Origin of the sequence: Serratia montpellierensis (assembly GCF_020858655.1) — a bacterium.
GTDB lineage: Bacteria > Pseudomonadota > Gammaproteobacteria > Enterobacterales > Enterobacteriaceae > Serratia > Serratia montpellierensis.
Genome location: NZ_VOSN01000005.1, coordinates 644,806 through 670,904, shown reverse-complemented (window position 1 = coordinate 670,904; position 26,099 = coordinate 644,806). Strand labels below are relative to the sequence as shown.

General features: G+C 62.9%; 29 protein-coding genes and 1 riboswitch. Of the genes, 21 read left to right on the top strand and 8 right to left on the bottom strand.

Annotated elements, in window-relative coordinates; genetic code table 11:
- Window position 1: 1 nt before the first annotated feature.
- From FUU19_RS08610 to modC, 6 genes are all read left to right on the top strand, one after another.
- Entirely contained in the window at window positions 2–1,027 is a 1,026-nt protein-coding gene (locus FUU19_RS08610; RefSeq protein WP_230490134.1) for a FecCD family ABC transporter permease, read from the top strand.
- Window positions 1,024–1,812, top strand: a complete 789-nt coding sequence (locus FUU19_RS08605; protein ID WP_230490135.1) for an ABC transporter ATP-binding protein — start codon at window positions 1,024–1,026, stop codon at window positions 1,810–1,812. Before FUU19_RS08610 ends, FUU19_RS08605 begins: the two co-directional genes overlap by 4 nt.
- Window positions 1,813–1,958: 146 nt before the next feature.
- Complete coding sequence (locus FUU19_RS08600; protein ID WP_141970326.1) at window positions 1,959–2,108, top strand: AcrZ family multidrug efflux pump-associated protein; 150 nt, start codon at window positions 1,959–1,961, stop codon at window positions 2,106–2,108.
- A 158-nt stretch (window positions 2,109–2,266) separates the two neighbouring features.
- The gene (gene modA, locus FUU19_RS08595) at window positions 2,267–3,040 is read left to right on the top strand and encodes a molybdate ABC transporter substrate-binding protein (protein WP_230490136.1); all 774 of its coding nucleotides are present in this window, start codon (window positions 2,267–2,269) and stop codon (window positions 3,038–3,040) included.
- Window positions 3,037–3,726 carry a molybdate ABC transporter permease subunit gene (modB, locus tag FUU19_RS08590; protein ID WP_230490137.1) on the top strand — a complete coding sequence of 230 codons (690 nt, stop codon included), beginning with the start codon at window positions 3,037–3,039 and terminating at the stop codon, window positions 3,724–3,726. Before modA ends, modB begins: the two co-directional genes overlap by 4 nt.
- On the top strand, window positions 3,727–4,794 hold the full coding sequence (gene modC, locus FUU19_RS08585; RefSeq protein ID WP_230490138.1) for a molybdenum ABC transporter ATP-binding protein ModC: 1,068 nt from the start codon (window positions 3,727–3,729) through the stop codon (window positions 4,792–4,794).
- Window positions 4,795–4,825: 31 nt separating this feature from the next.
- Here modC and FUU19_RS08580 read toward each other — a convergent pair whose 3' ends face one another.
- A complete protein-coding gene (locus FUU19_RS08580; RefSeq protein WP_197752976.1) occupies window positions 4,826–5,644 on the bottom strand; it encodes a pyridoxal phosphatase in 819 nt (272 codons plus the stop codon).
- 178 nt (window positions 5,645–5,822) lie between these two features.
- Between FUU19_RS08580 and pgl the strand changes: the two genes are divergently transcribed.
- Complete coding sequence (gene pgl, locus FUU19_RS08575) at window positions 5,823–6,818, top strand: 6-phosphogluconolactonase (RefSeq protein ID WP_230490139.1); 996 nt, start codon at window positions 5,823–5,825, stop codon at window positions 6,816–6,818.
- A 67-nt stretch (window positions 6,819–6,885) separates the two neighbouring features.
- On the opposite strand, the gene FUU19_RS08570 is transcribed toward pgl, so the two are convergent.
- A complete protein-coding gene (locus tag FUU19_RS08570) occupies window positions 6,886–7,368 on the bottom strand; it encodes a kinase inhibitor (RefSeq protein ID WP_202669100.1) in 483 nt (160 codons plus the stop codon).
- A gap of 156 nt (window positions 7,369–7,524) precedes the next feature.
- On the opposite strand from FUU19_RS08570, the gene FUU19_RS08565 reads away from it, so the two are divergent.
- On the top strand, window positions 7,525–7,926 hold the full coding sequence (locus tag FUU19_RS08565) for a YkvA family protein (RefSeq protein WP_038870940.1): 402 nt from the start codon (window positions 7,525–7,527) through the stop codon (window positions 7,924–7,926).
- A 4-nt stretch (window positions 7,927–7,930) separates the two neighbouring features.
- Here the strand turns inward: FUU19_RS08565 and bioA are convergent, their stop codons facing one another.
- The gene (gene bioA, locus FUU19_RS08560; protein WP_141970319.1) at window positions 7,931–9,205 is read right to left on the bottom strand and encodes an adenosylmethionine--8-amino-7-oxononanoate transaminase; all 1,275 of its coding nucleotides are present in this window, start codon (window positions 9,203–9,205) and stop codon (window positions 7,931–7,933) included.
- 88 nt (window positions 9,206–9,293) lie between these two features.
- Here bioA and bioB point away from each other — a divergent pair, with 88 nt between their 5' ends.
- Genes bioB through bioD form a run of 4 tightly spaced genes read left to right on the top strand, consistent with a single transcriptional unit; the run spans window position 9,294 to window position 12,900 of the window.
- Window positions 9,294–10,331, top strand: coding sequence for a biotin synthase BioB (gene bioB, locus FUU19_RS08555; protein ID WP_089196509.1), 1,038 nt, complete (start codon window positions 9,294–9,296; stop codon window positions 10,329–10,331).
- A complete protein-coding gene (gene bioF, locus FUU19_RS08550) occupies window positions 10,331–11,482 on the top strand; it encodes an 8-amino-7-oxononanoate synthase (RefSeq protein WP_197832987.1) in 1,152 nt (383 codons plus the stop codon). The genes bioB and bioF overlap by 1 nt, the downstream gene beginning before the upstream one ends.
- Window positions 11,466–12,233: a malonyl-ACP O-methyltransferase BioC gene (gene bioC, locus FUU19_RS08545; RefSeq protein ID WP_089195617.1), complete on the top strand. Its 768-nt coding sequence runs from the start codon at window positions 11,466–11,468 to the stop codon at window positions 12,231–12,233. Before bioF ends, bioC begins: the two co-directional genes overlap by 17 nt.
- A complete protein-coding gene (gene bioD, locus FUU19_RS08540) occupies window positions 12,226–12,900 on the top strand; it encodes a dethiobiotin synthase (protein WP_230490140.1) in 675 nt (224 codons plus the stop codon). Before bioC ends, bioD begins: the two co-directional genes overlap by 8 nt.
- 27 nt (window positions 12,901–12,927) lie before the next feature.
- Here bioD and FUU19_RS08535 read toward each other — a convergent pair whose 3' ends face one another.
- Complete coding sequence (locus tag FUU19_RS08535) at window positions 12,928–13,650, bottom strand: ATP-binding cassette domain-containing protein (protein ID WP_141970310.1); 723 nt, start codon at window positions 13,648–13,650, stop codon at window positions 12,928–12,930.
- A gap of 454 nt (window positions 13,651–14,104) precedes the next feature.
- Between FUU19_RS08535 and FUU19_RS24670 the strand changes: the two genes are divergently transcribed.
- The 3 genes from FUU19_RS24670 to FUU19_RS08525 all read left to right on the top strand — a co-directional run bounded on the left by FUU19_RS24670 (window position 14,105) and on the right by FUU19_RS08525 (window position 17,138).
- Window positions 14,105–14,227: a hypothetical protein gene (locus tag FUU19_RS24670; protein ID WP_255703093.1), complete on the top strand. Its 123-nt coding sequence runs from the start codon at window positions 14,105–14,107 to the stop codon at window positions 14,225–14,227.
- Window positions 14,228–14,758: 531 nt separating this feature from the next.
- Window positions 14,759–16,771, top strand: a complete 2,013-nt coding sequence (gene uvrB, locus FUU19_RS08530) for an excinuclease ABC subunit UvrB (RefSeq protein ID WP_141970308.1) — start codon at window positions 14,759–14,761, stop codon at window positions 16,769–16,771.
- 100 nt (window positions 16,772–16,871) lie between these two features.
- A complete protein-coding gene (locus FUU19_RS08525) occupies window positions 16,872–17,138 on the top strand; it encodes a VF530 family protein (protein WP_230490142.1) in 267 nt (88 codons plus the stop codon).
- A 6-nt stretch (window positions 17,139–17,144) separates the two neighbouring features.
- Here the strand turns inward: FUU19_RS08525 and yvcK are convergent, their stop codons facing one another.
- Window positions 17,145–18,062 carry a uridine diphosphate-N-acetylglucosamine-binding protein YvcK gene (yvcK, locus tag FUU19_RS08520; protein ID WP_141970306.1) on the bottom strand — a complete coding sequence of 306 codons (918 nt, stop codon included), beginning with the start codon at window positions 18,060–18,062 and terminating at the stop codon, window positions 17,145–17,147.
- Between the two features lie 259 nt (window positions 18,063–18,321).
- A riboswitch (molybdenum cofactor riboswitch) is annotated at window positions 18,322–18,466 on the top strand.
- Here yvcK and moaA point away from each other — a divergent pair.
- From moaA to FUU19_RS08490, 6 genes are all read left to right on the top strand, one after another.
- The gene (gene moaA / locus FUU19_RS08515; RefSeq protein WP_047728407.1) at window positions 18,453–19,439 is read left to right on the top strand and encodes a GTP 3',8-cyclase MoaA; all 987 of its coding nucleotides are present in this window, start codon (window positions 18,453–18,455) and stop codon (window positions 19,437–19,439) included. (Overlaps the previous riboswitch by 14 nt.)
- A 24-nt stretch (window positions 19,440–19,463) precedes the next feature.
- On the top strand, window positions 19,464–19,979 hold the full coding sequence (moaB, locus tag FUU19_RS08510; RefSeq protein WP_025301928.1) for a molybdenum cofactor biosynthesis protein B: 516 nt from the start codon (window positions 19,464–19,466) through the stop codon (window positions 19,977–19,979).
- A gap of 3 nt (window positions 19,980–19,982) precedes the next feature.
- Window positions 19,983–20,462, top strand: coding sequence for a cyclic pyranopterin monophosphate synthase MoaC (gene moaC / locus FUU19_RS08505; RefSeq protein ID WP_033637506.1), 480 nt, complete (start codon window positions 19,983–19,985; stop codon window positions 20,460–20,462).
- Window positions 20,459–20,704: a molybdopterin synthase sulfur carrier subunit gene (gene moaD / locus FUU19_RS08500; protein WP_019453985.1), complete on the top strand. Its 246-nt coding sequence runs from the start codon at window positions 20,459–20,461 to the stop codon at window positions 20,702–20,704. Before moaC ends, moaD begins: the two co-directional genes overlap by 4 nt.
- Before the next feature lie 2 nt (window positions 20,705–20,706).
- Window positions 20,707–21,174 carry a molybdopterin synthase catalytic subunit MoaE gene (moaE, locus tag FUU19_RS08495; protein ID WP_202669104.1) on the top strand — a complete coding sequence of 156 codons (468 nt, stop codon included), beginning with the start codon at window positions 20,707–20,709 and terminating at the stop codon, window positions 21,172–21,174.
- A gap of 130 nt (window positions 21,175–21,304) precedes the next feature.
- Window positions 21,305–22,015 carry a Bax inhibitor-1/YccA family protein gene (locus FUU19_RS08490; RefSeq protein ID WP_033637508.1) on the top strand — a complete coding sequence of 237 codons (711 nt, stop codon included), beginning with the start codon at window positions 21,305–21,307 and terminating at the stop codon, window positions 22,013–22,015.
- 75 nt (window positions 22,016–22,090) lie between these two features.
- Here FUU19_RS08490 and FUU19_RS08485 read toward each other — a convergent pair whose 3' ends face one another.
- Genes FUU19_RS08485 through FUU19_RS08475 form a run of 3 tightly spaced genes read right to left on the bottom strand, consistent with a single transcriptional unit; the run spans window position 22,091 to window position 26,097 of the window.
- Window positions 22,091–23,197: an ABC transporter permease gene (locus FUU19_RS08485; RefSeq protein WP_141970300.1), complete on the bottom strand. Its 1,107-nt coding sequence runs from the start codon at window positions 23,195–23,197 to the stop codon at window positions 22,091–22,093.
- A gap of 12 nt (window positions 23,198–23,209) precedes the next feature.
- A complete protein-coding gene (locus FUU19_RS08480; RefSeq protein WP_230490143.1) occupies window positions 23,210–24,364 on the bottom strand; it encodes an ABC transporter permease in 1,155 nt (384 codons plus the stop codon).
- Complete coding sequence (locus tag FUU19_RS08475) at window positions 24,361–26,097, bottom strand: ATP-binding cassette domain-containing protein (RefSeq protein ID WP_230490144.1); 1,737 nt, start codon at window positions 26,095–26,097, stop codon at window positions 24,361–24,363. Before FUU19_RS08475 ends, FUU19_RS08480 begins: the two co-directional genes overlap by 4 nt.
- Window positions 26,098–26,099 lie beyond the last annotated feature (2 nt).

Sequence of the window (26,099 nt, the reverse complement as noted above, 5' to 3'; positions counted from 1 at the left end):
CATGATCCGGTGGTTACTGCCCGGTCGTGAGGCCGGCTGGCTGCTGTTGCTGGCGGCGGCGTTGCCGCTGGCTCTGCTGGGCGCCACCTTGTCGGGGCCTGCGCCGATCGCGTGGCACGACGCCTGGCGCATCGTGCTCGGCGTTAGCGGCGGTGCGCAGACCGATGCCGAGGTGTATCAGCGCATCATCTGGTCGCTGCGGATGCCGCGCGCGCTGCTGGCGGCGCTGGCCGGCGCCGGGCTGGCGCTGGCGGGCACCGTGCTGCAGTCGCTGACCCGCAACCCGCTGGCCGATCCCTGGGTGCTGGGGATCTCCTCCGGCGCCGGTGTGGGGGCGGTAACGGTGCTGGTATTGGGGCTGGGGAGCGGCCTGCTGTCGGTGTCCGGCGGGGCGTTTATCGGCGCGCTGGGGGCATTTGCGCTGGTGATGTTGTTGGCCGGGCGTTCGCTGCAGGGGGAGTCCACGCTGTTTATTCTGGCCGGGGTGGCGGTGACGCAGCTGCTTTCTGCGTTGACTTCGCTGATCACCCTCTGGCAGGCAGACGCCAACGCCACGCGCGGCGTGATGTTCTGGCTGCTGGGATCGTTCAGCGACGCGCGCTGGCCGCAGGTCGGGCTGTGCGGGCTGGCGCTGGCGGCGGCGCTGCTGCTTTGTTGGCTGCGGGCGGGTGAGCTGGACGCGCTGGCGTTCGGCGGCGTGACCGCCGCTTCGCTGGGGGTGGCGGTGGCTCCGCTGAAGTTGCTGCTGTATGTGGTGACTACCGCGCTGACGGCGGCGATCGTCGCGTTCAGCGGCGCGGTGGGATTTATCGGGCTGACGGTGCCGCACGTCGCCCGGCGGCTGGTCGGCTCGCGGCATCGTCAGCTGTTGCCGGCCAGCGCGCTGTGCGGCGCGTTGTTCGCCGTGGCGGCGGACACCCTGGCCAGAACGCTGTTTGCCCCGCGCGAGTTGCCGGTTGGCGTGTTGACGGCGCTGTTGGGGGTACCGGTATTCCTGCTGTTGCTGTATCGGAAGGTCAATGCATGACGGTTGAAAAAACGCAATCCGGTCTGTGCGCCGAGGCGGTAAGTTGGCGAGTGGGCGAACGCACGGTGTTGGAAAACCTCAGTTTCTGCGCCTTGCCCGGTGAAATCACCGGCGTGCTCGGCGTCAACGGCAGCGGTAAATCCACGTTGCTCAAGCTGCTGGCCGGGCTGCAACCCGCCGCCGGCGGCCGCGTTTGGCTGGAAGGGCGCGAAATCGCCGCGTTTTCCGCGCGGGAGCGCGCCAGGCGCATCGCCTTTCTCGAGCAATCCGCCCCCGGCGCCTTCGCGCTGCCGGTGAAGGAGGCGGTATTGTTGGGGCGCCTGGCCCACATCGGCCGCTGGCGCGGTTTCGGCTCCGAAGATCGCCGCCTCGCCGGGCAGGCGATGGAACAAGTGGGCATCAGCCACCTGGCCGATCGTGATTGGCAACGGCTGTCCGGCGGTGAACGGCAGCGGGTGCACCTTGCGCGCGCGTTGGCGCAGCAAACGCCGTGGCTGCTGCTGGACGAACCCGCTAATCATCTGGATATTGCTCATCAGCAGCAGTTTATGGCCTTGCTGCGGCGGCTGAAGCTCAGCGTGGTGGTGACGCTGCACGATCTGAATCTGGCGGCCTGTTATTGCGATCGGGTCGCGCTGCTGCAGCGGGGCGGGATCTGTGCGGCGGGCACGCCGCAGCAGGCGCTGACGCCGGATCACATTCGCGCGGTATACGGGGTGGAGGCCCGGCTGGCAGCGCCCGACGGCTATGCGCCGCCGCTGATCTATTACCCTGCGGCAGGATGAGATCGGTCAAAAGGGCACGTTTGGCCGATCACAATTTCGCCTCGCTGGCTAAAATAACTCCGGTTTTAGCGATTTTTTTGGGTTAGAATAACCCGATATGCGGTGAAAGGCATTTGCCGCTCAATGGGCAGTTAAGCGAGGCTATCATGTTGGAATTATTGAAAAGTCTGTTATTCGCCGTGGTGATGGTGCCGGTGGTCATGGCGATCATTCTCGGTCTAATCTACGGTTTTGGCGAAGTGTTCAACGTCTTCTCCAAAGTGGGTCGTTCGAAAGAAAACCGCACCCAGCACTGACCGTTCCCCATCCCGATACCCGTCGGCATCGCCCGGCGGGCATTCCTCAAGTTATCTCACGCTTTGCCGATAAACCGCATGACAAGCTTTCGCGCAACGTTATATTATTTTTTATATAACGAAGAGTGATAATGCACGTTAACTTGCGGAGAAAAACAATGAAACAGCAATGGACCAAATGGGTTGGCGGGATCGTGTTGGCATCGGGCCTGGTGGCTCAGGCCTCGGCGGCGGAAAAGGTCACCGTGTTCGCCGCCGCGTCGCTGACCAACGCGCTGCAGGACATCGCCACCCAATATCAAAAAGGCAAGGACGTACAGGTGGTTTCTTCCTTTGCGTCGTCTTCTACGCTGGCGCGCCAAATTGAGCAGGGCGCTCCGGCCGACCTGTTTATCTCCGCCGATCAGCAGTGGATGGATTACGCCATCGATAAGCAGCAGGTGGTGAAAGACACCCGTTACACGCTGCTGGGCAACGAGCTGGTGCTGATCGCCGCCAAGAGCGATAAACAAGACAAGATTGCCATCGACAAGCAGACCGACTGGACCAAGTTGCTCAGCGGCGGCCGCCTGGCGGTGGGCGATCCGGATCACGTGCCGGCCGGCATTTACGCCAAAGAGGCGCTGGAGCATCTGGGCGCCTGGAGCGCGCTGGAACCGAAACTGGCGCGCGCCAACAACGTGCGCAGCGCGATGGCGCTGGTGGAGCGCGGTGAAGCGCCGCTCGGCATCGTCTACGGCTCCGATGCGGTCGCCAGCGACAAGGTGAAAGTGGTGGGCGTGTTCCCGGAAGACAGCCACAAACCGGTTGAATATCCGATGGCGATGGTGAAAGATCGTCAAACTCCGGCGGTCAGCGCTTTCTATACCTATCTGAAGAGCCCGGAAGCCGCCGCTATTTTCGAACATTATGGATTCACCCCGCGTAAATGATTCTGAGTGAGTACGAGTGGCAGGCGGTTGAGCTGAGCCTGAAAGTCTCCGGTTTGGCGGTGGTCTGCAGCCTGCCGTTCGGCATTTTGATGGCCTGGGTGCTGGTGCGTTGCCGTTTTCCCGGCAAGGCGCTGCTGGATGGCGTCATTCACCTGCCGCTGGTGCTGCCGCCGGTGGTGGTCGGCTATTTGCTGCTGATCGCCATGGGGCGGCGCGGCGTCATCGGCGAGTGGCTGTACGACTGGTTCGGCTTCAGCTTCAGCTTTAGCTGGCGCGGCGCCGCGCTGGCGTCGGCGGTGGTGGCGTTTCCGCTGATGGTGCGCGCTATCCGGCTGGCGCTGGAGGCGGTGGACACTCGGCTGGAGCTGGCGGCACGCACGCTGGGTGCCAACCCGTGGCGGGTGTTTTTCACCATCACGCTGCCGCTGTCGCTGCCCGGCGTCATTGTCGGCGTGGTGCTGGCCTTTGCCCGTTCGCTGGGGGAGTTCGGCGCCACCATCACCTTCGTCTCCAACATTCCCGGTGAAACCCGCACCATTCCGCTGGCGATGTATACGCTGATTGAAACGCCGGGGGCGGAGGCCGCCGCCGCGCGTCTGTGTGCGATCGCCATCGTGCTGTCGCTGGCTTCGCTGATGGTGTCCGAATGGCTGGCCCGCTGGGGCCGCAAACGGATGGGGGTGTAAATGCTGGAGCTGGACTTCTCGCAGCAGCTGGGCGACCTCAATCTCAACGTCCGCGCCGATTTGCCGGCGCAGGGCATCACCGCGATTTTCGGCCTGTCCGGCGCGGGCAAAACCTCCCTGATCAACGCCATCGGCGGCCTGACCCGTTTGCAGCAGGGGCGCATTGCGCTCAATGGCCGCACGCTGGTGGATACTGCCGCGGGCCTTTGCCTGCCGCCGGAAAAGCGCCACATCGGCTACGTGTTTCAGGATGCGCGGCTGTTCCCGCATTATCGGGTGCGCGGTAACCTGCAGTACGGCATGGCGGCCGGCATGCGCGCGCAGTTCAATACCATTGTCGAGCTGCTGGGCATCGGGCCGCTGCTTAATCGGCTGCCGCTGACGCTCTCCGGCGGTGAAAAACAGCGGGTGGCGATCGGCCGCGCGCTGCTGACCGCGCCGGAACTGCTGCTGATGGACGAGCCGCTGGCCTCGCTCGATCTGCCACGCAAACGCGAGCTGCTGCCGTATCTGGAGCGGTTGGCGCAGGACGTCAACATCCCTATCCTCTACGTCAGCCATAGCCTGGACGAGATCCTGCGCCTGGCCGAGCAGGTGATGGTGCTGGATCGCGGCGAGGTGCGCGCGTTCGGCGGGCTGGAAGCCGTCTGGGCCAGCAGCGCGCTGCGGCCTTGGCTGCAGCGTGAAGATCAGAGCAGCGTGCTGCGCGTCAGCGTGATTGAGCATCATCAACGCTATGCCATGACCGCGCTGGCGCTTGGCGATCAGCGGCTGTGGGTCAGCGGCATCGACGCCGAACTGGGCACCCAGCTGCGCATTCGCATCAATGCCGCCGACGTCTCGCTGGTGCTGCAGCCGCCGGTCAACAGCAGCATTCGCAACGTGTTGCCGGCCAAGGTGAGCGAGTGTCTGGACGTGGACGGGCAGGTGGAAGTGAAGCTGGCGGTCGGGGAACACGTGCTGTGGGCGCGGATCACGCCGTGGGCGCGCGATGAACTGGCGATCCGCCCTGGGCAGTGGCTGTACGCGCAGGTGAAGAGCGTGTCGATCAGCCGCGAGAGCCGCTAAGACAGGCCCTCCCGGCGGGAGGGCGAAAAAACTAGAGTACGCGGGTGCGGATCACCTCGGCGATGCCCGGCTGCAGGTTATCGGCGATCACCAGATCGGCGCGTTCCTTGATCGCGTCATCGGCGTTGCCCATCGCCACGCCCAAACCGACCGCTTCCAGCATGCTGATATCGTTGTAGTTATCGCCGAACGCCACCACCTGATCCATGCTCAGCCCCTGCGACTCCACCCATTGGCGCAGGCGCTTGCCTTTGCTGTTGCCGCCTTTGGCGATATCCACCTGATCGTGCCAGGACCATTCGCACGCCAACCCCAGCTCTTTCTCCACCGTGTCGGCAAACTCGCGCAGCGCCAGGGTATCGGCGTGCGAGGTGGCGAATTTCCAGATGGCCTGCGCGTCGTCGGCCGCCTGCGCCAGGCTGCCGACCTGCAGCAGCGTCGGGCGCTGCGCCGCCGGCAGGGTTTCGGCCCAGGCCAGAGAGCGGGTCACGTGGCCGCTCGGTTCCTGATACAGCATGGCGTCGTCAACGTACATCAGTCCGTGAATGTCGGTCTGTTTGAGCATCTGCAGTACCAGCTTGGCCTGCTCCTTCGCCAACGGGTCGGCGGCCAGCACCTTTTTCTGCTGAAAATCATACAGGTAGGTGCCGTTACAGCAGATGGCCGGCGTGTCTATTTGCAGCGCCTGGTAGAACGGATGGATGGCGACGTGATGGCGGCCGGTGACCACCACCACCTGGACGCCGGCGGCGCGCGCCTGCGCCAGCGCTTCCAGCGACTGCGGTAAGATGCGTTTTTGATTGTCCAGCAGGGTGCCGTCAAGATCGAGGGCGATGACGCGGTAGCTCATAGGGTTCTCGTTATCGTTAGCCATAAAATTAATCCGATGGTACACCGGATAGCCAATGGAGAAAACCGCGTGAGCTTCCGGTGCTAAGCAGGGTTGCCATGCGACGGATGTGCGGTAAGCTAGGAGCAATCGAACGGCCTGAAACCGGTTCCTCTTTTACCCTTTGCAAGGAGAACACATGAAGCAAATCGTTTATGTCGCCAGCCCGGAGAGCCAGCAGATCCACGTCTGGCAGTTGGACGACGCCGGCGCGCTGGCGCTGCTGCAAACCGTTGACGTGCCGGGCCAGGTGCAGCCGATGACCCTTCATCCGGACAAGACCCACCTGTACGTCGGCGTACGTCCGGCATTCGGCATCGTCAGCTACCGCATCGAGGCGGACGGCACGCTGCAGCAGGCCGGCATGGCGCCGCTGCCGGGCAGCCCGACCCATATTTCCACCGATTTGCAGGGGCGTTACCTGTTCTCCGCCTCCTACAGCGGCAACTGCGCCAGCATCAGCCCGATCGGCCACGACGGCGTGGTGACGGCGCCTATTCAGCAGATCGACGGCCTGACCGCGCCGCACTCGGCGAACATCGATCCGACCAACCAGCTGGTGCTGGTGCCTTGCCTGAAAGAAGACCGCATCCGCCTGTTCAACCTGAGCCTGGCGGGCCAGCTGACGCCACACGCGCAGGAAGCGGTGGCGACCGCCGCCGGCGCCGGGCCGCGCCATATGGCGTTCCACCACAACGACAAGTTCGCCTACTGCGTCAATGAGCTGGACGGTACGGTGGACGTGCTGGCTATCTCGGAAAACGGTGGCAAATACACCGTGACGCAGACGCTGGACATCATGCCGGCCGACTTCGACGGCACCCGCTGGGCGGCGGACATTCATATCACGCCGAACGGCCGTTTCCTGTACACCAGCGATCGCACCGCCAGCATTCTGACCATTTTCAGCGTTTCCGAAGACGGCGGCACGCTGAGCGTGGTCGGCTATCACCCGACCGAAACGCAGTCGCGCGGTTTCAATATCGATCACAGCGGCCGCTTCGTGATTTCGTCCGGTCAGAAGTCCGATCACATCGCGGTGTATGAAATTGACCAGGCCAGTGGCGAGCTGACCACGCTGGCGCGTTATCCGGTGGGCAAAGGCCCGATGTGGGTGAGCGTGCTGGCGAAGTAATTCGGCGGTCAGACGAGTATGGAAAAAGCGCGGTTCGGTTGAACCGCGCTTTTTTATTGGCGGCGGATCAGTTGAACGTCACCGTCAGCGTGGCGCTGCCGAGGCTGTGGAAGTGGACGTTGAAGCCCACCAGCGCGCCGCTGGAACCTTCATCCACCTCAATGCTTTCCACGTCCAGCGCATGCACGGTGAACTGGTAGCGGTGGCTCTCGCCCTCTGGCGGCGCCGCGCCGCCGTAGCCGGCCGAGCCAAAATCGGTGCGGGTCTGCAGTGCGCCGGCGGGCAGCGGGGCTTTGCCGGAGCCCGCGCCCTGCGGCAGCTCGCGCACGTCGGCGGGAATGTTGGCCACGATCCAGTGCCACCAGCCGGAGCCGGTTGGGGCATCGGGATCGTAAACGGCGATTACGAAGCTCTTGGTGCCGGCCGGCACGCCGTCCCAGGCCAGGTGCGGCGACAGGTTATCGCCGTGGTAGCCCATGCCGTTGAAGACCTGCGCCTGCGGCAGCTTGCCGCCGTCCTGCAGATCGTTGCTGTACAAACGAAAAGCCATAGTGACTCCCAGTTGTCGATAAACGCGGACCCTTAAGCTAGATCGTTTCGCCGTGACAATACAAGCGGGATTGCCATTCGCCAACGGCGGCGCGGATCGGTTACCATGGCCGCATCTTCCTCCCTACAGACCGCCGGATAGCCAAACAACGCCACCATGATCTCACTGAAAAAACGCACGCCGTGGTTCGGCTGGCTGCGCCGTTGGGCCAAAAGCATCAAGCGCGATATTTACGCGCTGTGGCTGGCCGCCCGTGATAAGCGCACCCCGTGGTACGCCAAACTGATCGCGCTGCTGGTGGCCGGCTATGCGATCTCGCCGATCGATCTGATCCCGGATTTCATTCCGGTGCTGGGCTATCTGGACGATGTGATCATCGTGCCGCTGGGCATCATGCTGGCGGTGCGACTGATCCCCAAGCCGCTGATGGCCGAACTGCGCGAGAAGGCGCAAAAACGCGTCGACAACCCCACCGGCCGCATGGCGGCGGCGATGATCATTTTACTCTGGCTGCTGTGCCTGGGGTTGCTGGCCCGTTATCTGGACCAGCATTGGTAAGGCATTAACGCGCGGCGGCGGCCACGGCGGCGGTCAGGCGGCTGAGCTGTTCCGTTTCGATGATGTAAGGCGGCATCAGGTAAATCAGCTTGCCGAACGGCCGGATCCATACCCCGCGCTCGACGAACCCGCGCTGCAGCTCGGCGACATCCACCGGTTCGCGCATCTCCACCACCCCAATCGCCCCCAGCACCCGCACGTCCGCCACCTTCGGCAGCGCCGCGAGCGGCAGCAGTTCCTGTTTCAGCTGGGTTTCGATGGCGCTCACCTGCGCCTGCCAGCGATTTTCCGCCAGCAGCGCCATGCTGGCGTCCGCCACCGCGCAGGCCAGCGGATTGCCCATAAAGGTCGGGCCGTGCATAAAGCAGCCGGCCGCGCCGTTGCTGATGGTCTCCGCCACGTGGCGGGTGGTCAGGGTGGCGGACAGGGTCATGTAACCGCCGGTCAGCGCTTTGCCGAGGCAGAGAATGTCCGGCACCACCTGCGCGTGCTCGCAGGCGAACAGCTTGCCGGTGCGGCCGAAGCCGGTGGCGATCTCGTCGGCGATCAGCAGCACCCGATGGCGATCGCACAGCTCGCGCACCCGCTTGAGGTAGGTCGGATGGTAGATGCGCATGCCGCCGGCGCCTTGCACCACCGGTTCCACGATCACCGCCGCCACTTCACCGGCGTGCTGCTCCAGCAGCGCAGCGAACGGTGCAATATCTTCTTCACGCCATTCTTCGTCGAAGCGGCACTGCGGCGCGGTGGCGAACAGGTGCGGCGCCAGATAGCCCTGATAGAGGCTATGCATCGAGTTGTCCGGATCGCAGACCGACATCGCGCCGAAGGTATCGCCGTGATAGCCGTGGCGCAGCGTCAGGATGCGCTGCCGGCGCTCGCCGCGCGCCTGCCAGTACTGCAGCGCCATCTTCAACGACACTTCTACCGCCACCGAACCGGAGTCCGCCAGGAACACGCACTGCAGCGCTTCCGGCGTCATCTCCACTAGCCGCCGGCATAACGAGATGGCGGCCGGATGGGTAATACCGCCGAACATCACGTGTGACATCTTCTCCAGCTGCTGGCTGGCGGCCTGATTCAGGCGCGGATGGTTGTAACCGTGGATCGCCGCCCACCAGGAGGACATGCCGTCCACCAGGCGCCGGCCGTCCGCCAACTGCAGTTCGACGCCGCTGGCCGATTCGATCGGGTAACAGGGTAACGGGCGGCTCATGGAGGTATAGGGGTGCCAGATATGGCGTTGGTCAAACGCCAGGTCGGAAGCGGTCACAGACATACTTGTAAACCAAATTGAATTAAGATTGGTTGACAGTATATCCACAATATTTAAACTGGCGACACTTTTTCGTTTTGGAGACGCCATGATGGCCGACCGCATTCACTGGACAGTAGGGCAAGCCCAGGCCCTGTTTGATAAACCGCTGCTGGAACTGCTGTTCGAAGCGCAAACCGTACACCGCCAGCACTTCGACCCGCGTCAGGTGCAGGTCAGCACGCTGCTGTCGATCAAGACCGGCGCTTGCCCGGAAGACTGTAAATACTGCCCGCAGAGCTCACGCTACAAGACCGGCCTGGAGTCGGAGCGGCTGATGCAGGTCGAGCAGGTGCTGGAATCGGCGCGCAAGGCCAAGGCGAACGGTTCGACCCGTTTTTGCATGGGTGCGGCGTGGAAGAACCCGCACGAGCGCGATATGCCTTATCTGCAGCAGATGGTGCAGGGCGTGAAAGCGATGGGCATGGAAACCTGCATGACGCTGGGCACGCTGGACGGCACTCAGGCCGAACGGCTGGCGGAGGCCGGGCTGGATTATTACAACCATAACCTCGACACCTCGCCGGAGTTCTACGGCAACATCATCACCACCCGCAGCTACCAGGAACGCCTGGATACGCTCGACAAGGTGCGCGACGCCGGCATCAAAGTGTGCTCCGGCGGCATCGTCGGGCTGGGGGAAACGGTGCGCGACCGCGCCGGGCTGCTGGTGCAGCTGGCCAACCTGCCGAAACCGCCGGAAAGCGTGCCGATCAACATGTTGGTGAAGGTGAAAGGCACGCCGCTGGCGGACAACGACGACGTCGATCCGTTCGATTTCATCCGCACTATCGCGGTGGCGCGCATCATGATGCCGTCCTCTTATGTCCGCCTTTCCGCAGGCCGTGAACAGATGAACGAACAGACACAGGCGATGTGCTTTATGGCCGGCGCCAACTCGATCTTCTACGGTTGCAAGCTGCTGACCACGCCGAACCCGGAAGAAGACAAGGATCTGCAACTGTTCCGCAAGCTGGGGCTGAACCCGCAGCAGACCGCCACCGAACACGGCGACAACCAGCAACAGCAGGTGCTGGCTAAGCAGCTGCTGAACGCCGATACCGCCGAGTTTTACAACGCGGCGCTGTGATGAGCTGGCAACAACGCATCGAGCAGGCGCTGGCAGAGCGGCGCCTCAACGCCGCCTACCGTCGGCGACAGACCACCGAGGGCGGCAACGGCCGCCAGATCCGGCTCGGCGATCGTCTCTACCTGAACTTCTCTGGCAACGACTACCTGGGGCTGAGCCAGGATGCGCGGGTGATCGCCGCCTGGCAGCAGGGCGCGCAGCGTTACGGCGTCGGCAGCGGCGGGTCGGGCCACGTTACCGGCTTTAGCGCGGCGCATCAGGCGCTGGAGGAGCAACTGGCGGCGTGGCTCGGCTATCCGCGCGCGCTGCTGTTCATCTCCGGCTATGCCGCCAACCAGGCGGTGCTGGCGGCGTTAATGCAGAAGGGCGATCGCATTTTGGCCGATCGCCTCAGCCACGCCTCGCTGCTGGAGGCGGCGGCGCAGTCGCCGGCCGAGCTGCGCCGCTTCCAGCACAATCAGCCGCAGGCGCTGGCGGATCTGCTGGCCAAACCCTGCGATGGGCAGCGGCTGGCGGTGACCGAAGGGGTGTTCAGCATGGACGGCGACGGCGCACCGTTGGCGGAGCTGCATCGCTTAACCCGCGCGGCGGGCGCCTGGCTGATGGTGGACGATGCCCACGGCGTCGGCGTGCGCGGTGAGCAAGGCCGCGGCAGCTGCTGGCAGCAGGGCGTGCGCCCTGAACTGCTGGTGGCGACCTTCGGCAAGGCGTTCGGCGTCAGCGGCGCGGCAGTGCTGTGCGATGAGGCGACCGCCGAGTATCTGCTGCAGTTCGCCCGCCATCTAATCTACAGCACCGCGATGCCGCCGGCGCAAGCCTGCGCGCTGCAGGCGGCGCTGGCCTGCATTCGAGAGGGCGATGAACTGCGTGCCCGGCTGCAGGACAACATTCGGCGTTTCCGTCAGGGCGCGGCGCCGCTGGCGCTGACCCTGACGGATTCCGACACCGCCATCCAGCCGCTGCTGGTGGGGGACAATCAGCGCGCGCTCGATCTGGCGACCCGTCTGCGCGAGTGTGGAATGTGGGTGAGCGCCATCCGACCGCCGACGGTGCCGCCGGGCGGCGCGCGGCTGCGCATTACCCTGACGGCGGCGCATCAGCCGCAGGATATCGATCGTCTGCTGGAGGTATTGCATGACGTCAGTCAATGACACGGTGAACAAACAGGCGGTCGCCTCGGCCTTCAGCCGTGCCGCCGGCAGCTACGATGCCGCCGCTGCGCTGCAGCGTGACGTTGGCGAGCGCTTACTGGGGATGGGAAGTCCCCATCCGGGCGAACGGCTGCTGGACGCCGGCTGCGGCACCGGTTATTTCAGCCGCCTGTGGCGCGAGCGCGGCATGCAGGTCACCGCGCTCGATCTGGCACCGGGCATGCTGGACGTCGCCCGCCAACGGCAGGCGGCGCACCATTATCTACTGGGCGATATCGAACAGGTGCCGTTGCCCGATGCGGCGATGGACATCTGTTTCAGCAGCCTGGTGGTGCAGTGGTGCAGCGATCTGCCCGCCGCGCTGGCGGAGCTGTATCGCGTGACCCGCTCCGGCGGCGTAATTTTGTTTTCCACGCTGGCGGCGGGATCGCTGCAGGAACTGGGGGACGCCTGGCAACAGGTGGACGGCGAGCGCCACGTGAACGCCTTTCTGCCGCTGGCGCAGATCCGCGCCGCCTGTGCTGATTATCGGCACGAACTGGTCACGGAGCTGCGCACCCTGAACTATCCGGACGTGATGACGCTGATGCGTTCGCTCAAGGGCATCGGGGCCACGCATCTGCATCAGGGGCGCGAGGGCGGCCTGATGTCGCGCGGCCGTCTCGCCGCGTTGCAGGCGGCTTACCCGTGCCGACAGGGGCAGTTTCCGCTCAGCTATCATCTGGCTTATGGAGTGATTTATCGTGATTAAACGTTGGTTCGTGACCGGCACCGACACCGAAGTGGGGAAGACCGTCGCCAGCAGCGCCTTGCTGCAGGCCGCCAACCGGGCGGGCTACCGCAGCGCCGGCTATAAGCCGGTGGCCTCCGGCAGCGAGATGACCGCCGAGGGGCTGCGCAACGGCGACGCGCTGGCGCTGCAGGCCAACAGCGGCGTGGCGCTTCGTTACGACGAAGTGAACCCTTACGTTTTTGCCGAACCGACCTCGCCGCATATCGTCAGCGCCGATGAAGGTCGGCCGATCGACGCGGCGCGGCTGTCCGACGGCCTGCGCCGGCTGGAGCAGCGCGCCGACTGGGTGCTGGTCGAGGGCGCCGGCGGGTGGTTTACCCCGCTGTCGGCGGAGTACACTTTCGCCGACTGGGTGCAGCAGGAACAATTGCCGGTGATCCTGGTGGTGGGCATTAAACTGGGCTGCATCAACCACGCAGTGCTGACGGCGCAGGCGGTGCAACAGGCGGGGTTGACGCTGGCCGGTTGGATCGCCAACGACGTGACGCCGCCGGGGCGGCGGCATCAGGAATACCTGGCCACGCTGCGCCGCATGCTGCCTGCGCCGCTGCTGGGCGAAATCCCGCATCTGCCGCAGGCCGAACGGGCGCCGTTGGGGGAGTATCTGGACATCAGCCTGCTATAAACGCTCAATGAGGGGGGCTTCTCTCCCTCATCCTTCTTCTTGCCCTGCCAGCCCGGCGCCGATCAGCGCCTCATCCAGCTGCGCCAGCGCGCCGTGCGCCACCGTGCGCCCCCTGTCTAACAGACAGAAACGATCCGCCACCCGACGCACGAACGGCAGCTGATGCTCCACCAATAAAATGGTCATGCCCAATTCATCGTTGAGCCTGCGGATCACGTTGCCGATATCGGCGGCGATTGAAGGGGGGACGCCCGAGGTCGGTTCGTCGAGGATCAGCAGCGCCGGCTCCTGAGCCAGCGCCCGACCAATCGCCAGCTGGCGTTGGGCGCCCACGCACAGATCGCCGGCGCGGCGAGCGCGCATCTGGCGCAAATGGGGGAACAGGCTGTAGATCAGCGGCGGAATGCGGCGAGGGGCGCCGCGCCCGGCCATTTGTGCCACCTGGAGATTCTCTTCTACGCTCAGCTGTGAGAAAAGCTGCCGCCCCTGGGGCACGTGGCTGATGCCCAGCGCGGCGCGGCGTTCCATCGGCTGCAGCAGCAGGTTTTGCGGCGGCTGATCCGCCGGCAGCCAGGTCATGCTGCCGCTCACCACCGGCACATGCCCCATGATGCAGTTGACCAGCGTGGTCTTGCCCACGCCGTTGCGCCCAAGCAGCACGGTGCACTGACCGCGCGGCAGCTCCAGGTTGATGTCCCACAGGGTATGGTTCTGCCCGTAAAATTGATTGACCGACCTCAGGCTCAGCATTTGGCATTCTCCTCATAGACGCTCGTTTCACTCGTTGGTGGGGGACTGCAAAGGCCGCATGCGCGGCGAATTTCCCGAGTGTGGCCATGTCTGGAACAAAATGCCGTCCGTCCGATGAGCCAGAGCAAGGCCTGCGGTGGACGGAATGACAGTCAATATGTCGTTAAAAACGACGCTTGTGACGACTTGGTGTCGTTCTTGCGCTTTTACGGGCGATAGCGCCGCAAGGGTTACACGAAGCGGCAGACAGCGCATCATGCTGCCGCACCGCATTTATACGCAGGAAGATAAAGCAACTCCCAGGCCAATTTTGCCACCGGGTGAAAACGGGGGATTGTTATCGCCTTGTTAACCGCCGGTCAGGCCTGACGCGCGCTGCCGTGACAGCCTGAAAATACGCGGGGAAGTTAACCCGGACGTTTTTTGCACTCTTGTGGTGCTCTTCGGTGAGGGCATGGTGCAAGGCATTGCGCCGCCGTCAAGAGCGATCCGCGAGAAAGGGGCCGATGCGATTTTGGCAATGGGGATTTTTAGTATTAATCGGCATAAACAAAGCGATATTTTTATGAAAAAATAACTAAAAAAGGCATTTTGGCGAGTGTAAAGGGCGAAAAGCTTTCTTTCTGTAACTCCCGCCCCGGGCGGGGCGGTGAGAGTTATCCACTATTCCTGTGGATAACCTTGTGCATTAGATTTAGAAAAACGCTGTAAAGCGAGAGCCGACGCGGGTTCTGTTCGCTTTGTCCGCATTCTCGTCTTTTTATTAATATTATTAAATATCAATAATTTAATTAAAATCAAGACGCAGGGGTATTGATCAGGCCTCTATGTATGATTTTTCGACGCCGTGCTATCAATAAGTTAATTCGCGGCAAGTTCTGGGGATAAATCTGTTATTGACAATAAAAATGTCACCGGGCTGTAACGCCACGGTGCAGGGGCGTTGCCGCCGCATCGATCGCGGCGACGAATCCGCTTGAAGCTGGTTTTATATCCAGTATCATGGGCACTGGCGCAAATCGCCGACACTTTCCATAATTAGGGGCCATATCCGGCGCAGAGCCGGCTGGCCGCCTGAGCGCGCGCATCTCCACAGGGTAGCCGAGCAATGAGTAAACTTTTCAAACTGCATTCCGAGTTCAAACCGGCCGGCGATCAGCCGGAAGCCATCCGCAAGCTGGAAGAGGGGCTGGAAGACGGCCTGGCGCACCAGACGTTGCTGGGAGTCACCGGTTCGGGCAAGACGTTCACCATCGCCAACGTGATAGCCGATCTGAATCGACCGACCATGGTGATGGCGCCGAACAAGACGCTGGCGGCACAGCTGTACGGCGAGATGAAAGCGTTTTTCCCGGAGAATGCGGTGGAGTACTTCGTCTCCTACTACGACTACTACCAGCCGGAAGCCTACGTGCCCAGCTCCGACACCTTCATTGAAAAAGACGCTTCGGTGAACGAACACATCGAGCAGATGCGTCTTTCCGCCACCAAGGCGCTGCTGGAACGGCGCGACGTGGTGGTGGTGGCGTCGGTGTCGGCGATCTACGGCCTGGGCGATCCGGATCTTTACCTGAAGATGATGCTGCACCTGACCCAGGGCATGATCATCGATCAGCGATCCATTTTGCGCCGCCTGGCGGAGCTGCAGTATTCCCGCAACGATCAGGCTTTCCAACGCGCCACCTTCCGCGTGCGCGGCGAGGTGATCGATATCTTCCCGGCGGAATCGGACGAGCTGGCGCTGCGCGTCGAGCTGTTCGACGAGGAAGTGGAGCGGCTGTCGCTGTTCGATCCGCTGACCGGGCAGATTGAGCAGGTGGTGCCGCGTTTTACCATCTACCCGAAATCGCACTACGTGACGCCGCGTGAGCGGATCATGCAGGCGATGGAAGAGATCAAGGTCGATCTGGCGGACCGCCGCAAGGTGCTGCTGGCCAACAACAAGCTGCTGGAAGAGCAGCGCCTGACGCAGCGCACCCAGTTCGATCTGGAGATGATGAACGAGCTGGGTTACTGCTCGGGCATCGAAAACTACTCGCGCTATCTGTCCGGGCGCGCCGAGGGCGAGCCGCCGCCGACGCTGTTCGACTACCTGCCGGCGGACGGCCTGCTGGTGGTCGACGAATCCCACGTCACCATTCCGCAGATCGGCGCGATGTTCAAGGGGGACCGCGCGCGTAAGGAAACGCTGGTGGAGTACGGCTTCCGCCTGCCGTCGGCGTTGGACAACCGCCCCTTGCGCTTCGAGGAGTTCGAGGCGCTGGCGCCGCAGACCATCTACGTTTCCGCGACGCCGGGCAAATATGAGCTGGAGAAATCCGGTGGCGATCTGATCGATCAGGTGGTGCGCCCGACCGGGCTGCTGGATCCGATCGTGGAAGTGCGGCCGGTGGGCACCCAGGTGGACGATCTGCTCTCCGAGATCCGCAAGCGTGCGGCGATCAACGAGCGCGTGCTGGTGACCACCCTGACCAAACGCATGGCGGAAGACCTGACCGAATACCTGGAAGAGCATGGCGAGCGCGTGCGCTACCTGCACTCGGATATCGATACCGTGGAACGGGTCGAAATCATCCGTGACCTGCGTCTGGGCGAGTTCGACGTGCTGGTGGGCATCAACCTGTTGCGTGAGGGGCTCGACATGCCTGAGGTGTCGCTGGTGGCGATTCTGGACGCCGACAAGGAAGGCTTCCTGCGTTCCGAGCGTTCGCTGATCCAGACCATCGGCCGCGCGGCGCGTAACCTGAACGGCAAGGCGATCCTGTATGGCGATCGCATCACCGATTCGATGGCCAAGGCGATCGGTGAAACCGAGCGGCGTCGTGCCAAGCAGCAGGCCTACAACGAAGCCAACGGCATCGTGCCGCAGGGGCTGAACAAGAAGATCGGCGATATTCTGCAGATCGGCCAGCCGGTCAACCGCGCCAAGAGCAAAGGCAAGGGCAAGGCGGTGGACGGCGGCGCTCAGCTTCAGAACCTTACGCCGAAAGCGCTCGATCAGAAAATCCGCGATCTGGAGGCGCAAATGTACACCCACGCGCAAAACCTGGAGTTCGAACAGGCGGCTGCGCTGCGCGACGAGATCCACCAGCTGCGCGAGCAGTTCATCGCGATTTCCTGACCGTTGGACGGCGCCCGCGCCGCGGGCGTCAAAATTCCTTGTCGGCCGCGCCAAAGCTGTTATGGTGTGCGGCCCGATTTGACCACGAAGAGTACCGAACATGAGCCAACACCAGTCTAAAGACCCGCTGCACGGCGTAACGCTGGAGCAACTGCTGAATAAACTGGTGGATCACTACGGTTGGTCCGAACTGGGCGCGCGCATTCGCATCAACTGCTTCCTCAGCGATCCGAGCATCAAGTCCAGCCTGAAGTTTTTGCGTCGCACGCCCTGGGCGCGTAAAGAGGTGGAAGATCTGTATATCGATATGATCAGCCATCCCGCCCCAGCCAGCGATAATCCCTGGCTGCGCGGGCGAGACGGTTAAATTCGGTTAGCGGCGCGCGGCCAGCTCCACCAGCGCGTGATCCAGCGCCTGGCGCAGCAGCTGGCGATCGTGGCGGTAGGGGATGTCGCTCGCTTCCAGCGGTTGCTGAATCACCACCCGATCCTGCACTTCACTGGCGTCCACCGCCGGGCCGACGATCAGCGCATCGATCATCCGGCGGCCGATCTTCTCTTCCATCAGCGTCAGCTTATCCTTTAACGACAGCGCCGCGGCGGCCACGCTCAGCTCGCGGCCGAGGTTGCCAATATAGATCATGCTGGCGCTGCTGCGGCGCAGCGCCTGGGTGAGATCGTCCAGCAGCAGCAGCGGCATCAGGCTGGTGAGGAAACTGCCCGGCCCGATCAGGATCACGTCGGCCTGTGCGATGGCGTCCAGCGCTTCGCGCGTGGCGTTGACCGGCGGCGACAGCATCAACTCCTGCGGCATATGGGTCAGCTGGTCGACATTCACTTCACCGTAAACATGGTTGCCTTCGTGATCGTGCGCCATCAAATCCACCGGCTGCTCCGACATCGGGATCAGCGCCGCGTCCACCTTCAACAGGCTGCGTACCAGGTTGATCGCTTCCAGCGGGCGCACGCTCAGGTGATCCAGCGCTTTCAGCATCAGGTTGCCGAGGTTGTGGCCGGCCAGTTCGCCGTTGCCGCTGAAGCGGTATTCGAACATCGCCGAGGCGACGCTCGGTTCGGTGATCAGCTGGTTGAGACAGTTACGGGTATCGCCCCAGGCAATGCCGCCTTCCGAACGGCGGATACGGCCGGTGGAACCGCCGTTGTCGGTGGTGGTGACGATGCCGGTCAGGCGGGAGCCTAAGGACGACAGGGCCGACATCACACGGCCCAGGCCATGTCCGCCGCCTAACGCCACCACGCGGTCGAGATCGGCCAGGGTACGATTACGCATAAATTTCCTTACAAAGGGGCTGAACTGCCCGCATAAGGTAGCGGATCCGGCATAAAAACGCGATAAGAGTGTCATTTGCGTGATTCCGGTCAATTCGTCCGCGCAAGCGATGTTTATCATGGTTTACCAGAATACGCGGCGTCTAAAAACGCTGTATAGACAATTATATAGCGAATTAACGCGTTGGCTATCGTTGCCGATTAGCGCTAGAATTCTGCTGAAAACCACGGTTTCATTCCGGCTACTCAAGGTAGCGGGAAGAGAAATCAAACTCCTAGCCCCTGTGCCTACGTTGTTCATCCGGAACGATATGGCGCCTGGGCCGTGGCGAAGTCAGCCACCAGGGTGCAGAGGGGAAACGCTCGCATCTCCCGACTTTGGAAAGGTGTTATGGTACCGCAACTCATTGATGCTTATGAGCGCAAGTTCTATTACCTGCGCTTGTCGATCACCGACGTGTGCAACTTTCGTTGCACCTATTGTTTGCCCGACGGCTACAAGCCGAGCGGCAGCCCGAAAAGCTTCCTGTCGCTGGATGAAATCCGCCGCGTCAGCCGTGCGTTTGCCGAACTGGGCACCGAAAAGGTGCGCCTGACGGGCGGTGAGCCTTCGCTGCGCCGCGATTTTACCGAGATCATCGCCGCCGTGCGGGAAAACCCGGCCATCCGTACCCTGGCGGTCACCACCAACGGCTACCGTCTGGCGCGCGACGTCGCCGCCTGGCGCGATGCCGGTCTGACGGCGATCAACGTCAGCGTCGACAGCCTGGATCCCCGTCAGTTTCACGCCATCACCGGCCAGGACAAGTTCCGTCAGGTGATGGACGGCATCGATGCTGCCTTCAGCGCCGGTTTCAGCAAGGTCAAGGTCAACGCAGTATTGATGCGTGACGTCAATCATCAGCAACTCGGTGCCTTTCTCGCCTGGATCAAAGACCGACCGATCCAGCTGCGCTTTATCGAACTGATGGAAACCGGCGAGGGCGGCGAGCTGTTTCGCAAACACCACGTTTCCGGCGAAGTGATTCGCCGGCAGCTGGAGCAGCAGGGCTGGCAGCGCCAGGCGCGCGGCCGCAGCGACGGCCCGGCGCAGGTGTTCAGCCACCCGGACTACCAGGGTGAGGTGGGTCTTATCATGCCGTATGAGAAAGACTTCTGCGCCAGCTGCAACCGGCTGCGCGTTTCTTCCATCGGCAATCTGCACCTGTGCCTGTTCGGCGAGCAGGGGGTGCCCCTGCGCGATCTGCTGGCAGAGGACGGCCAGCTCGACGCGCTGAAGGCGCGCATCCAGAGCGGGCTGTTGAGCAAGAAGCAGACCCATTTCCTGCATCAGGGTAACAGCGGGATCACCCAGAACCTGTCGTTTATCGGCGGCTGACAGCCAATAGGAGCTTATTGAACCATGAGCCATGCGAGCAGCGAGTTTATTCCGGCGCATATCGCCATCCTGACCGTGTCTGACAGCCGCGGCGCGGCGGAAGACACCTCCGGCCAATATCTGCAGGACGCGGCGCAGGAAGCCGGCCATCAGGTGGTGGATCGCGCCATCGTCAAAGATGACATTTACCAGATCCGCGCGCGGGTTTCCGCCTGGATCGCCGATGACAACGTGCAGGCGGTGCTGATCACCGGCGGCACCGGTTTTACCGCCCGCGACAACACGCCGGAAGCGCTGTTGCCGTTGTTCGACAGAGAGGTGGAAGGGTTCGGCGAACTGTTCCGTATGGTGTCGTACGAAGAGATCGGTACCGCGACGATCCAGTCGCGCGCGTTGGCCGGCCTGGCCAACCGCACGGTGATTTTCGCCATGCCGGGCTCCACCCGCGCCTGCCGCACCGCCTGGGAGCGGATTATCGAAGAGCAGTTGGACGCGCGCCATCGCCCGTGCAACTTCCAACCCCATTTGAAGAAGCCCTGAGTCATGACACAGCTAACCCACATTAACGCCGCCGGCGAAGCTCATATGGTCGACGTATCCGCCAAGGCCGAAACGGTGCGCGAGGCGCGCGCCGAAGCCTTCGTCGAGATGTTGCCCGCCACGCTGGCGATGATCGTCGACGGCAGCCATCACAAGGGCGACGTGTTCGCCACGGCGCGCATCGCCGGCATTCAGGCGGCCAAACGCACCTGGGAGCTGATCCCGCTGTGCCACCCGCTGATGCTGAGCAAGGTCGAAGTGCAGCTGGAGGCGCAGACGCAGCACAGCCGGGTGCGCATCGAAACCTGTTGCCGGCTGACCGGCAAAACCGGCGTCGAGATGGAGGCGCTGACCGCCGCCTCGGTGGCGGCACTGACCATCTACGACATGTGCAAAGCGGTACAGAAAGACATGGTGATCGGCCCGGTGCGCCTGCTGGCGAAAAGCGGCGGCAAATCCGGCGATTTTAAGGTGAACGTATGATCGATATTCTTTTCTTCGCGCAGGTGCGCGAACTGGTGGGCACCGGCGGCCTGTCGATGCCGGCGGATTACCCGACCGTTGAGGCGCTGCGCCAGGCGCTGTGCGCGCGCGGCGATCGCTGGGCGCTGGCGCTGGAGTCCGGCAAACTGCTGGCGGCGGTCAATCAGTCGCTGGTGGCGGCGGACCATCCGCTGCGCGCCGGCGATGAAGTGGCCTTCTTCCCGCCGGTCACCGGGGGATAAGCATGGAAAATACCCGCATTCGCGTGGGCGAAGCGCCGTTCAACGTCGGCGACGAGTACCAGTGGCTGGCTCAGTGCGACGCCGATGGCGCGGTGGTGACCTTCACCGGCAAGGTGCGCAACCATAACCTCGGGGACGACGTCAGCGCGCTGACGTTGGAACACTACCCCGGCATGACCGAGAAGGCGCTGGCGGAGATCGTGGCCGAGGCGCGCAGCCGTTGGCCGCTGCAGCGGGTGACGGTGATCCATCGCGTCGGCGCGCTGTATCCCGGCGACGAGATCGTGTTCGTCGGCGTGACCGGCGCGCACCGCAGCATGGCGTTCGCCGCCAGCGAGTTCATCATGGACTACCTGAAGACCCGCGCGCCGTTCTGGAAGCGCGAAGCGACAGACCAGGGCGATCGTTGGGTAGACGCTCGCGACAGCGATCGCGAGGCCGCGCAGCGCTGGCACGACGCGGCTAAATAACGCGTCAACAGCGGAAACAAATCAAGACCTTTGCCGCTTTCGCGCGGCATATTCTGTGGTACGCTTATAGCAGGCGAAGCCCCGTTCGAGGGGCTTCGGAATCTTGTTTACAACGCAAAAGGTAACCGTCATGGACCGATATCCACGCTCTAATGGTTCAATCGTCGAACGTGCCAACAGCGGCATTCAGGCCTACATGGCGCAGGTTTACGGCTGGATGACCTGCGGTCTGCTGCTGACGGCGTTCGTTTCTTGGTATGCGGCCAACACGCCCGCGATCCTCAACTTCATCTTCTCCAGCCAGATCACCTTCTTCGGCCTGATCATCGCCCAACTGGCGCTGGTGTTCGTGATTTCCGGCATGGTCAACCGCCTGAGCGGCGCGGTGGCCACGTCGCTGTTCATGCTGTACTCGGCGCTGACCGGGCTGACGCTGTCGAGCATCTTCATCGCCTACACCTACAGCTCGATCGCCAGCACTTTCGTGGTCACTGCCGGCATGTTCGGCGCCATGAGCCTGTACGGCTACACCACCAAGCGCGATCTGAGCGGCTTCGGCAGCATGCTGTTCATGGCATTGATCGGCATCGTGCTGGCCTCGTTGGTGAACATCTGGCTGAAAAGCACCGCGCTGATGTGGGCGATTACCTACATCGGGGTGGTGGTGTTCGTCGGCCTGACCGCGTACGACACGCAAAAACTCAAGGCGATGGGCGAGCAGCTGAACGCCGATGATAAAGACAGCTTCCGCAAGTACGCCATCGTCGGCGCGCTGACGCTGTATCTCGACTTCATCAACCTGTTCCTGATGTTGCTGCGTATCTTCGGCAACCGCCGCTAAATCCGTCGTTTTTCAAGCAGTAGCTTGAAATCCACAGGACTTGCCAGGCTCTGCATGTGACATGCAGAGCTTTTTTTATGCGATTTTGCGGCGGAACAGCGCGTAGGCGGCGCTGCCGGTGGTGGCGGTGATCACCAGCAGCGGCCACAGGCTGTGCCAGATGATGCTGAAGCTGGCGTCCTTCAGATAGATCTGCTTGGTGATGTCGGTGAAGTGGCGTATCGGGTTAACCCAGGTCAGATCCTGCAGCCACACCGGCATATTCTCCACCGGCGAGACGTAACCCGAGAGCAGGATCGCCGGCATCATGAACACGAAAACGCCGATGAACGCCTGCTGCTGAGTGGCGCACAGCGACGAGATCAGCAGGCCGAAACCGACCAGCGACAGCCCGTAGATCAGCATGGTGGCATAGAACAGCAGCAGCGATCCGGCGAACGGGATCTGGTACAGGAAGATGCCGATCAACAGCACGATGCTGGCCTGGAAGCTGGCGACGACCAGCGCCGGCACCGCCTTGCCGATAAAGATCTGCCAGGTGGTGAGCGGTGAGACCAGCAGCTGTTCCAGCGTGCCCTGTTCGCGCTCGCGCGCCACCGACAGCGAGGTGACGATCAGCACGCCGATGGTGGTGATCATGGCGATCAGCGACGGCACCACGAACCATTTGTAGTCCAGATTCGGGTTATACCAGTTGCGCACCACCAGCTCGCTGTTGTTGGGTTTGGCGCGGTTGCCGAGCAGCTCGTTCTGATATTCCTGCACGATCTGCTGCACGTAGTTGGCGGCGATCTGCGCGCTGTTGGAGTTGCGCCCGTCGAGCAGCAGCTGCAGCGGCGCGGTGTTGCCGGCGGCGATATCGCGCGAGAACTGCGCCGGGAAGCGGATCAGCAGCAGCGCCCGCTGGTTATCGATGGTGGTCTTTATCTCCTGCGGGCTGCGCAGCAGCAGCACGTGTTGAAAGGCCTTGGCCTTGGCGAAGCGCTGGGTCAGCTCTACCGAGGCCTGGCCGCTGTCCTCGCTGTAGACCGCGATGGTGGCGTTGGTGACTTCCAGCGTCGCGGCGAACGGGAACAGCAGCACCTGCAGGATCACCGGCATGATTAAAATGGCGCGGGTTTGCGGATCGCGCAGCAGCGCCTGCATTTCCTTGATGATGAGCGTCAACAGACGATGAAACATCGCTCTTTCTCCTCAATCCAGCCGACGCTGGGTTTTCCAGGCCGTCAGGCCGATGAACACCACGGCGGAAGCGATCAGGAACAACAGATTGATCAGCAGCACGGTGCCGACGTTGCCCGCTAGGAACAGCGTTTGCAGCGTGCTGACGAAGTAGCGCGCCGGAATGATGTAGGTTACCGCGCGCACGATGGCCGGCATGCTGTCGATCTGGAAGATGAAGCCGGACAGCATGATCGACGGCAGGAAGGCGGCGTTCAGCGCCACCATCGCCGCATTGAACTGGTTGCGGGTGAGGGTGGAGATCAGCAGGCCCATGCCGAGGGTGCTGGCGAGGAACAGGCTGCTGATCAGCAGCAGGATCAGCAGCGAACCGCGATAGGGCACGCCGAGCACCCACACCGCCACCGCCATGCACAGCGCCATGGCGATCATACCGAGGAAGTAATATGGGATCAGCTTGGAGAGCAGCAGCTCGCTGCGCGTCACCTGGGTGGACAGCAGGGCTTCCATGGTGCCGCGCTCCCATTCGCGGGCGATCACCAGCGAGGTGAGGATGGCGCCGATCACCGTCATGATGATGGTGATGGCGCCGGGAATGATGTAGTGCCGGCTGATAGCCGCCGGGTTGAACCAGTAGCGCATCTGCACGTCAATCAGCGGCTTGTCGCTGCTCCCCCGATCGGCGGCGCGCTGCTGCTGCCAAACTTGCCATACGCCCTGGGCATAGCCTTGCACGAAGTTGGCGGTGTTCGGCTCGCTGCCGTCGGTGATCACCTGGATAGGGGCGCTGTCGTGCGGGCGCGCCATGCGCTGGTCGAAATTCACCGGGATCACCATCAGGCCGCGTATCGTGCCGGCCTGCATCTGCTGGATCAGCTGTTGGCGGTTGTCGCTGATGGTCGGTTCGATATAGGGCGAGCCGGCGAACGCCTGGGCCAGATCGCGCGCGTCTTCGCTCTGTTGCTCCATCAGAATGCCCAGATGCAGCTTGCTGGAGTCCAGGTTGATGCCGTAGCCGAAGATAAACAGCAGCATCAGCGGGATGACGAAGGCGATCAGGCCGCTGCTGGGATCGCGCAGTATCTGCCGCGTTTCCTTCAGGCACAGGGCGCGCAGCCGGCGCCAGGAGAAGCCGCTGTCGTCGATTGGGGTACGGTTATCGCTCACCGTGATTCCTCCTCGTCGTAGCCCTGCACCAGCTCGATAAACGCCTGCTCCATCGAGGGGCTGGGATTGTCGTCGCGCGCCACCTGCTGTTTGAGATCGTCCGGCGTGCCGGCGGCGATGATCTTGCCGCGATAGACCAGGCCGATGCGGTCGCAGTACTCCGCTTCGTCCATAAAGTGGGTGGTCACCATCACCGTGACGCCCTTGTCGACCATGCCGTTGATGTGTAGCCAGAACTCGCGCCGCGTCAGCGGATCGACGCCGGAAGTCGGTTCGTCGAGGAACAGGATATCCGGTTCGTGCATCAGCGCGCAGGCCAGCGCCAGGCGCTGTTTGAAGCCGAGCGGCAGCGCGTCCGGCGTCTGATCGAGGATCGGCGCGAAGTTGAAGGCGCGCGACATCTCGTCGATTTTGTCGCGCTGCGCCTTGCCGTTCAGGCCGTAGACGCCGGAGAAGAACTTCAGGTTCTGCGCCACCGTCAGGTTGCCGTACAGTGAGAATTTTTGCGCCATGTAGCCAAGGCGTTGGCGCGCCTGGCCGGAGCTGGTCTTGAGATCCATCCCCAGCACCAGCGCCTTACCGCTGGAGGGGATCAGCAGGCCGCACATCATTTTGAAGGTGGTGGACTTGCCGGCGCCGTTCGGCCCGAGCAGGCCGAAAATTTCGCCGCGCCGCACCTGGAAATCAACGTGATCGGTGGCGGCGAAGTCGCCGAATTTTTTGGTCAGTTGCACCGCTTCGATCACCGTTTCACCGCTTGCGCCGTTGACGGTCGGCATGATCTCCGCCAGCGCCGAGCGGTGATTGGGGCCGCCGCCGAGCAGATCGATAAACGCATCCTCGAAGCGCGGATCCGCTTCATCCAGTTCGGCGTTCGGCAGATCAAGCGCCTGCAACAGCTGGCGGTGATCTTCGCCTTCCTTCAGGATCAGGCGCAGGTACTTGCCCTGGATCACGCCGTCGGTGACCGCCGGCAGGCAGATCGCCCGCTGCAGCAGCGATCGATGGCTGCCGGGGGGCGCGGCGATCAACACCGTGCGCCCGGCCATACGGCGGGTCAGCGCCTGCGGCGCGCCGCTGAACAGCAGCTCGCCCTCGTTGAGCAGCAGCACTTCGCGGCACTGCTCGGCCTCATCGAGATAAGAGGTGCTCCACAGGATCAACATACCGTCGTTGGCCAGCTCGTGCACCATGCGCCACAGCTCGCGGCGCGAGATCGGATCGACGCCGACGCCCGGTTCATCCAGCAACAGCACCTGAGGTTCGCCCACCAGCGTGCAGGCCAGTCCCAGTTTCTGCTTCATGCCGCCGGACAGCTTGCCCGCCAGGCGCTCGGTGAAGCGGGTCAGATCGGTGAATTTCAGCAGCCGTTCGAAGGTCTGGCGGCGAAGATCGCCGGTGACGCCGCGCAGATCGGCGTACAGCGTCAGGTTCTCCATCACCGTCAGATCCTCATACAGCCCGAACTTCTGCGGCATATAGCCGAGGATCGCGTGCAGTTGACGATCCTGGGCGATCGGATCCAGCCCGGCGACCCGCAGTTTGCCGCTGCTGGGCTGCAGCAGCCCGGCCAGCATGCGCAGCAGGGTGGTTTTTCCTGCGCCGTCCGGGCCGATCAGCCCAATGACCGCACCGCTGCGCAGGGTGGTGGTCAGGCTGGCGACCGCCGGTTTCTCAAGCGACGGGAAGCGCTTCTCCAGCCCTTCCAGCTCAATGGTGTGCGCCTGTTCCATAG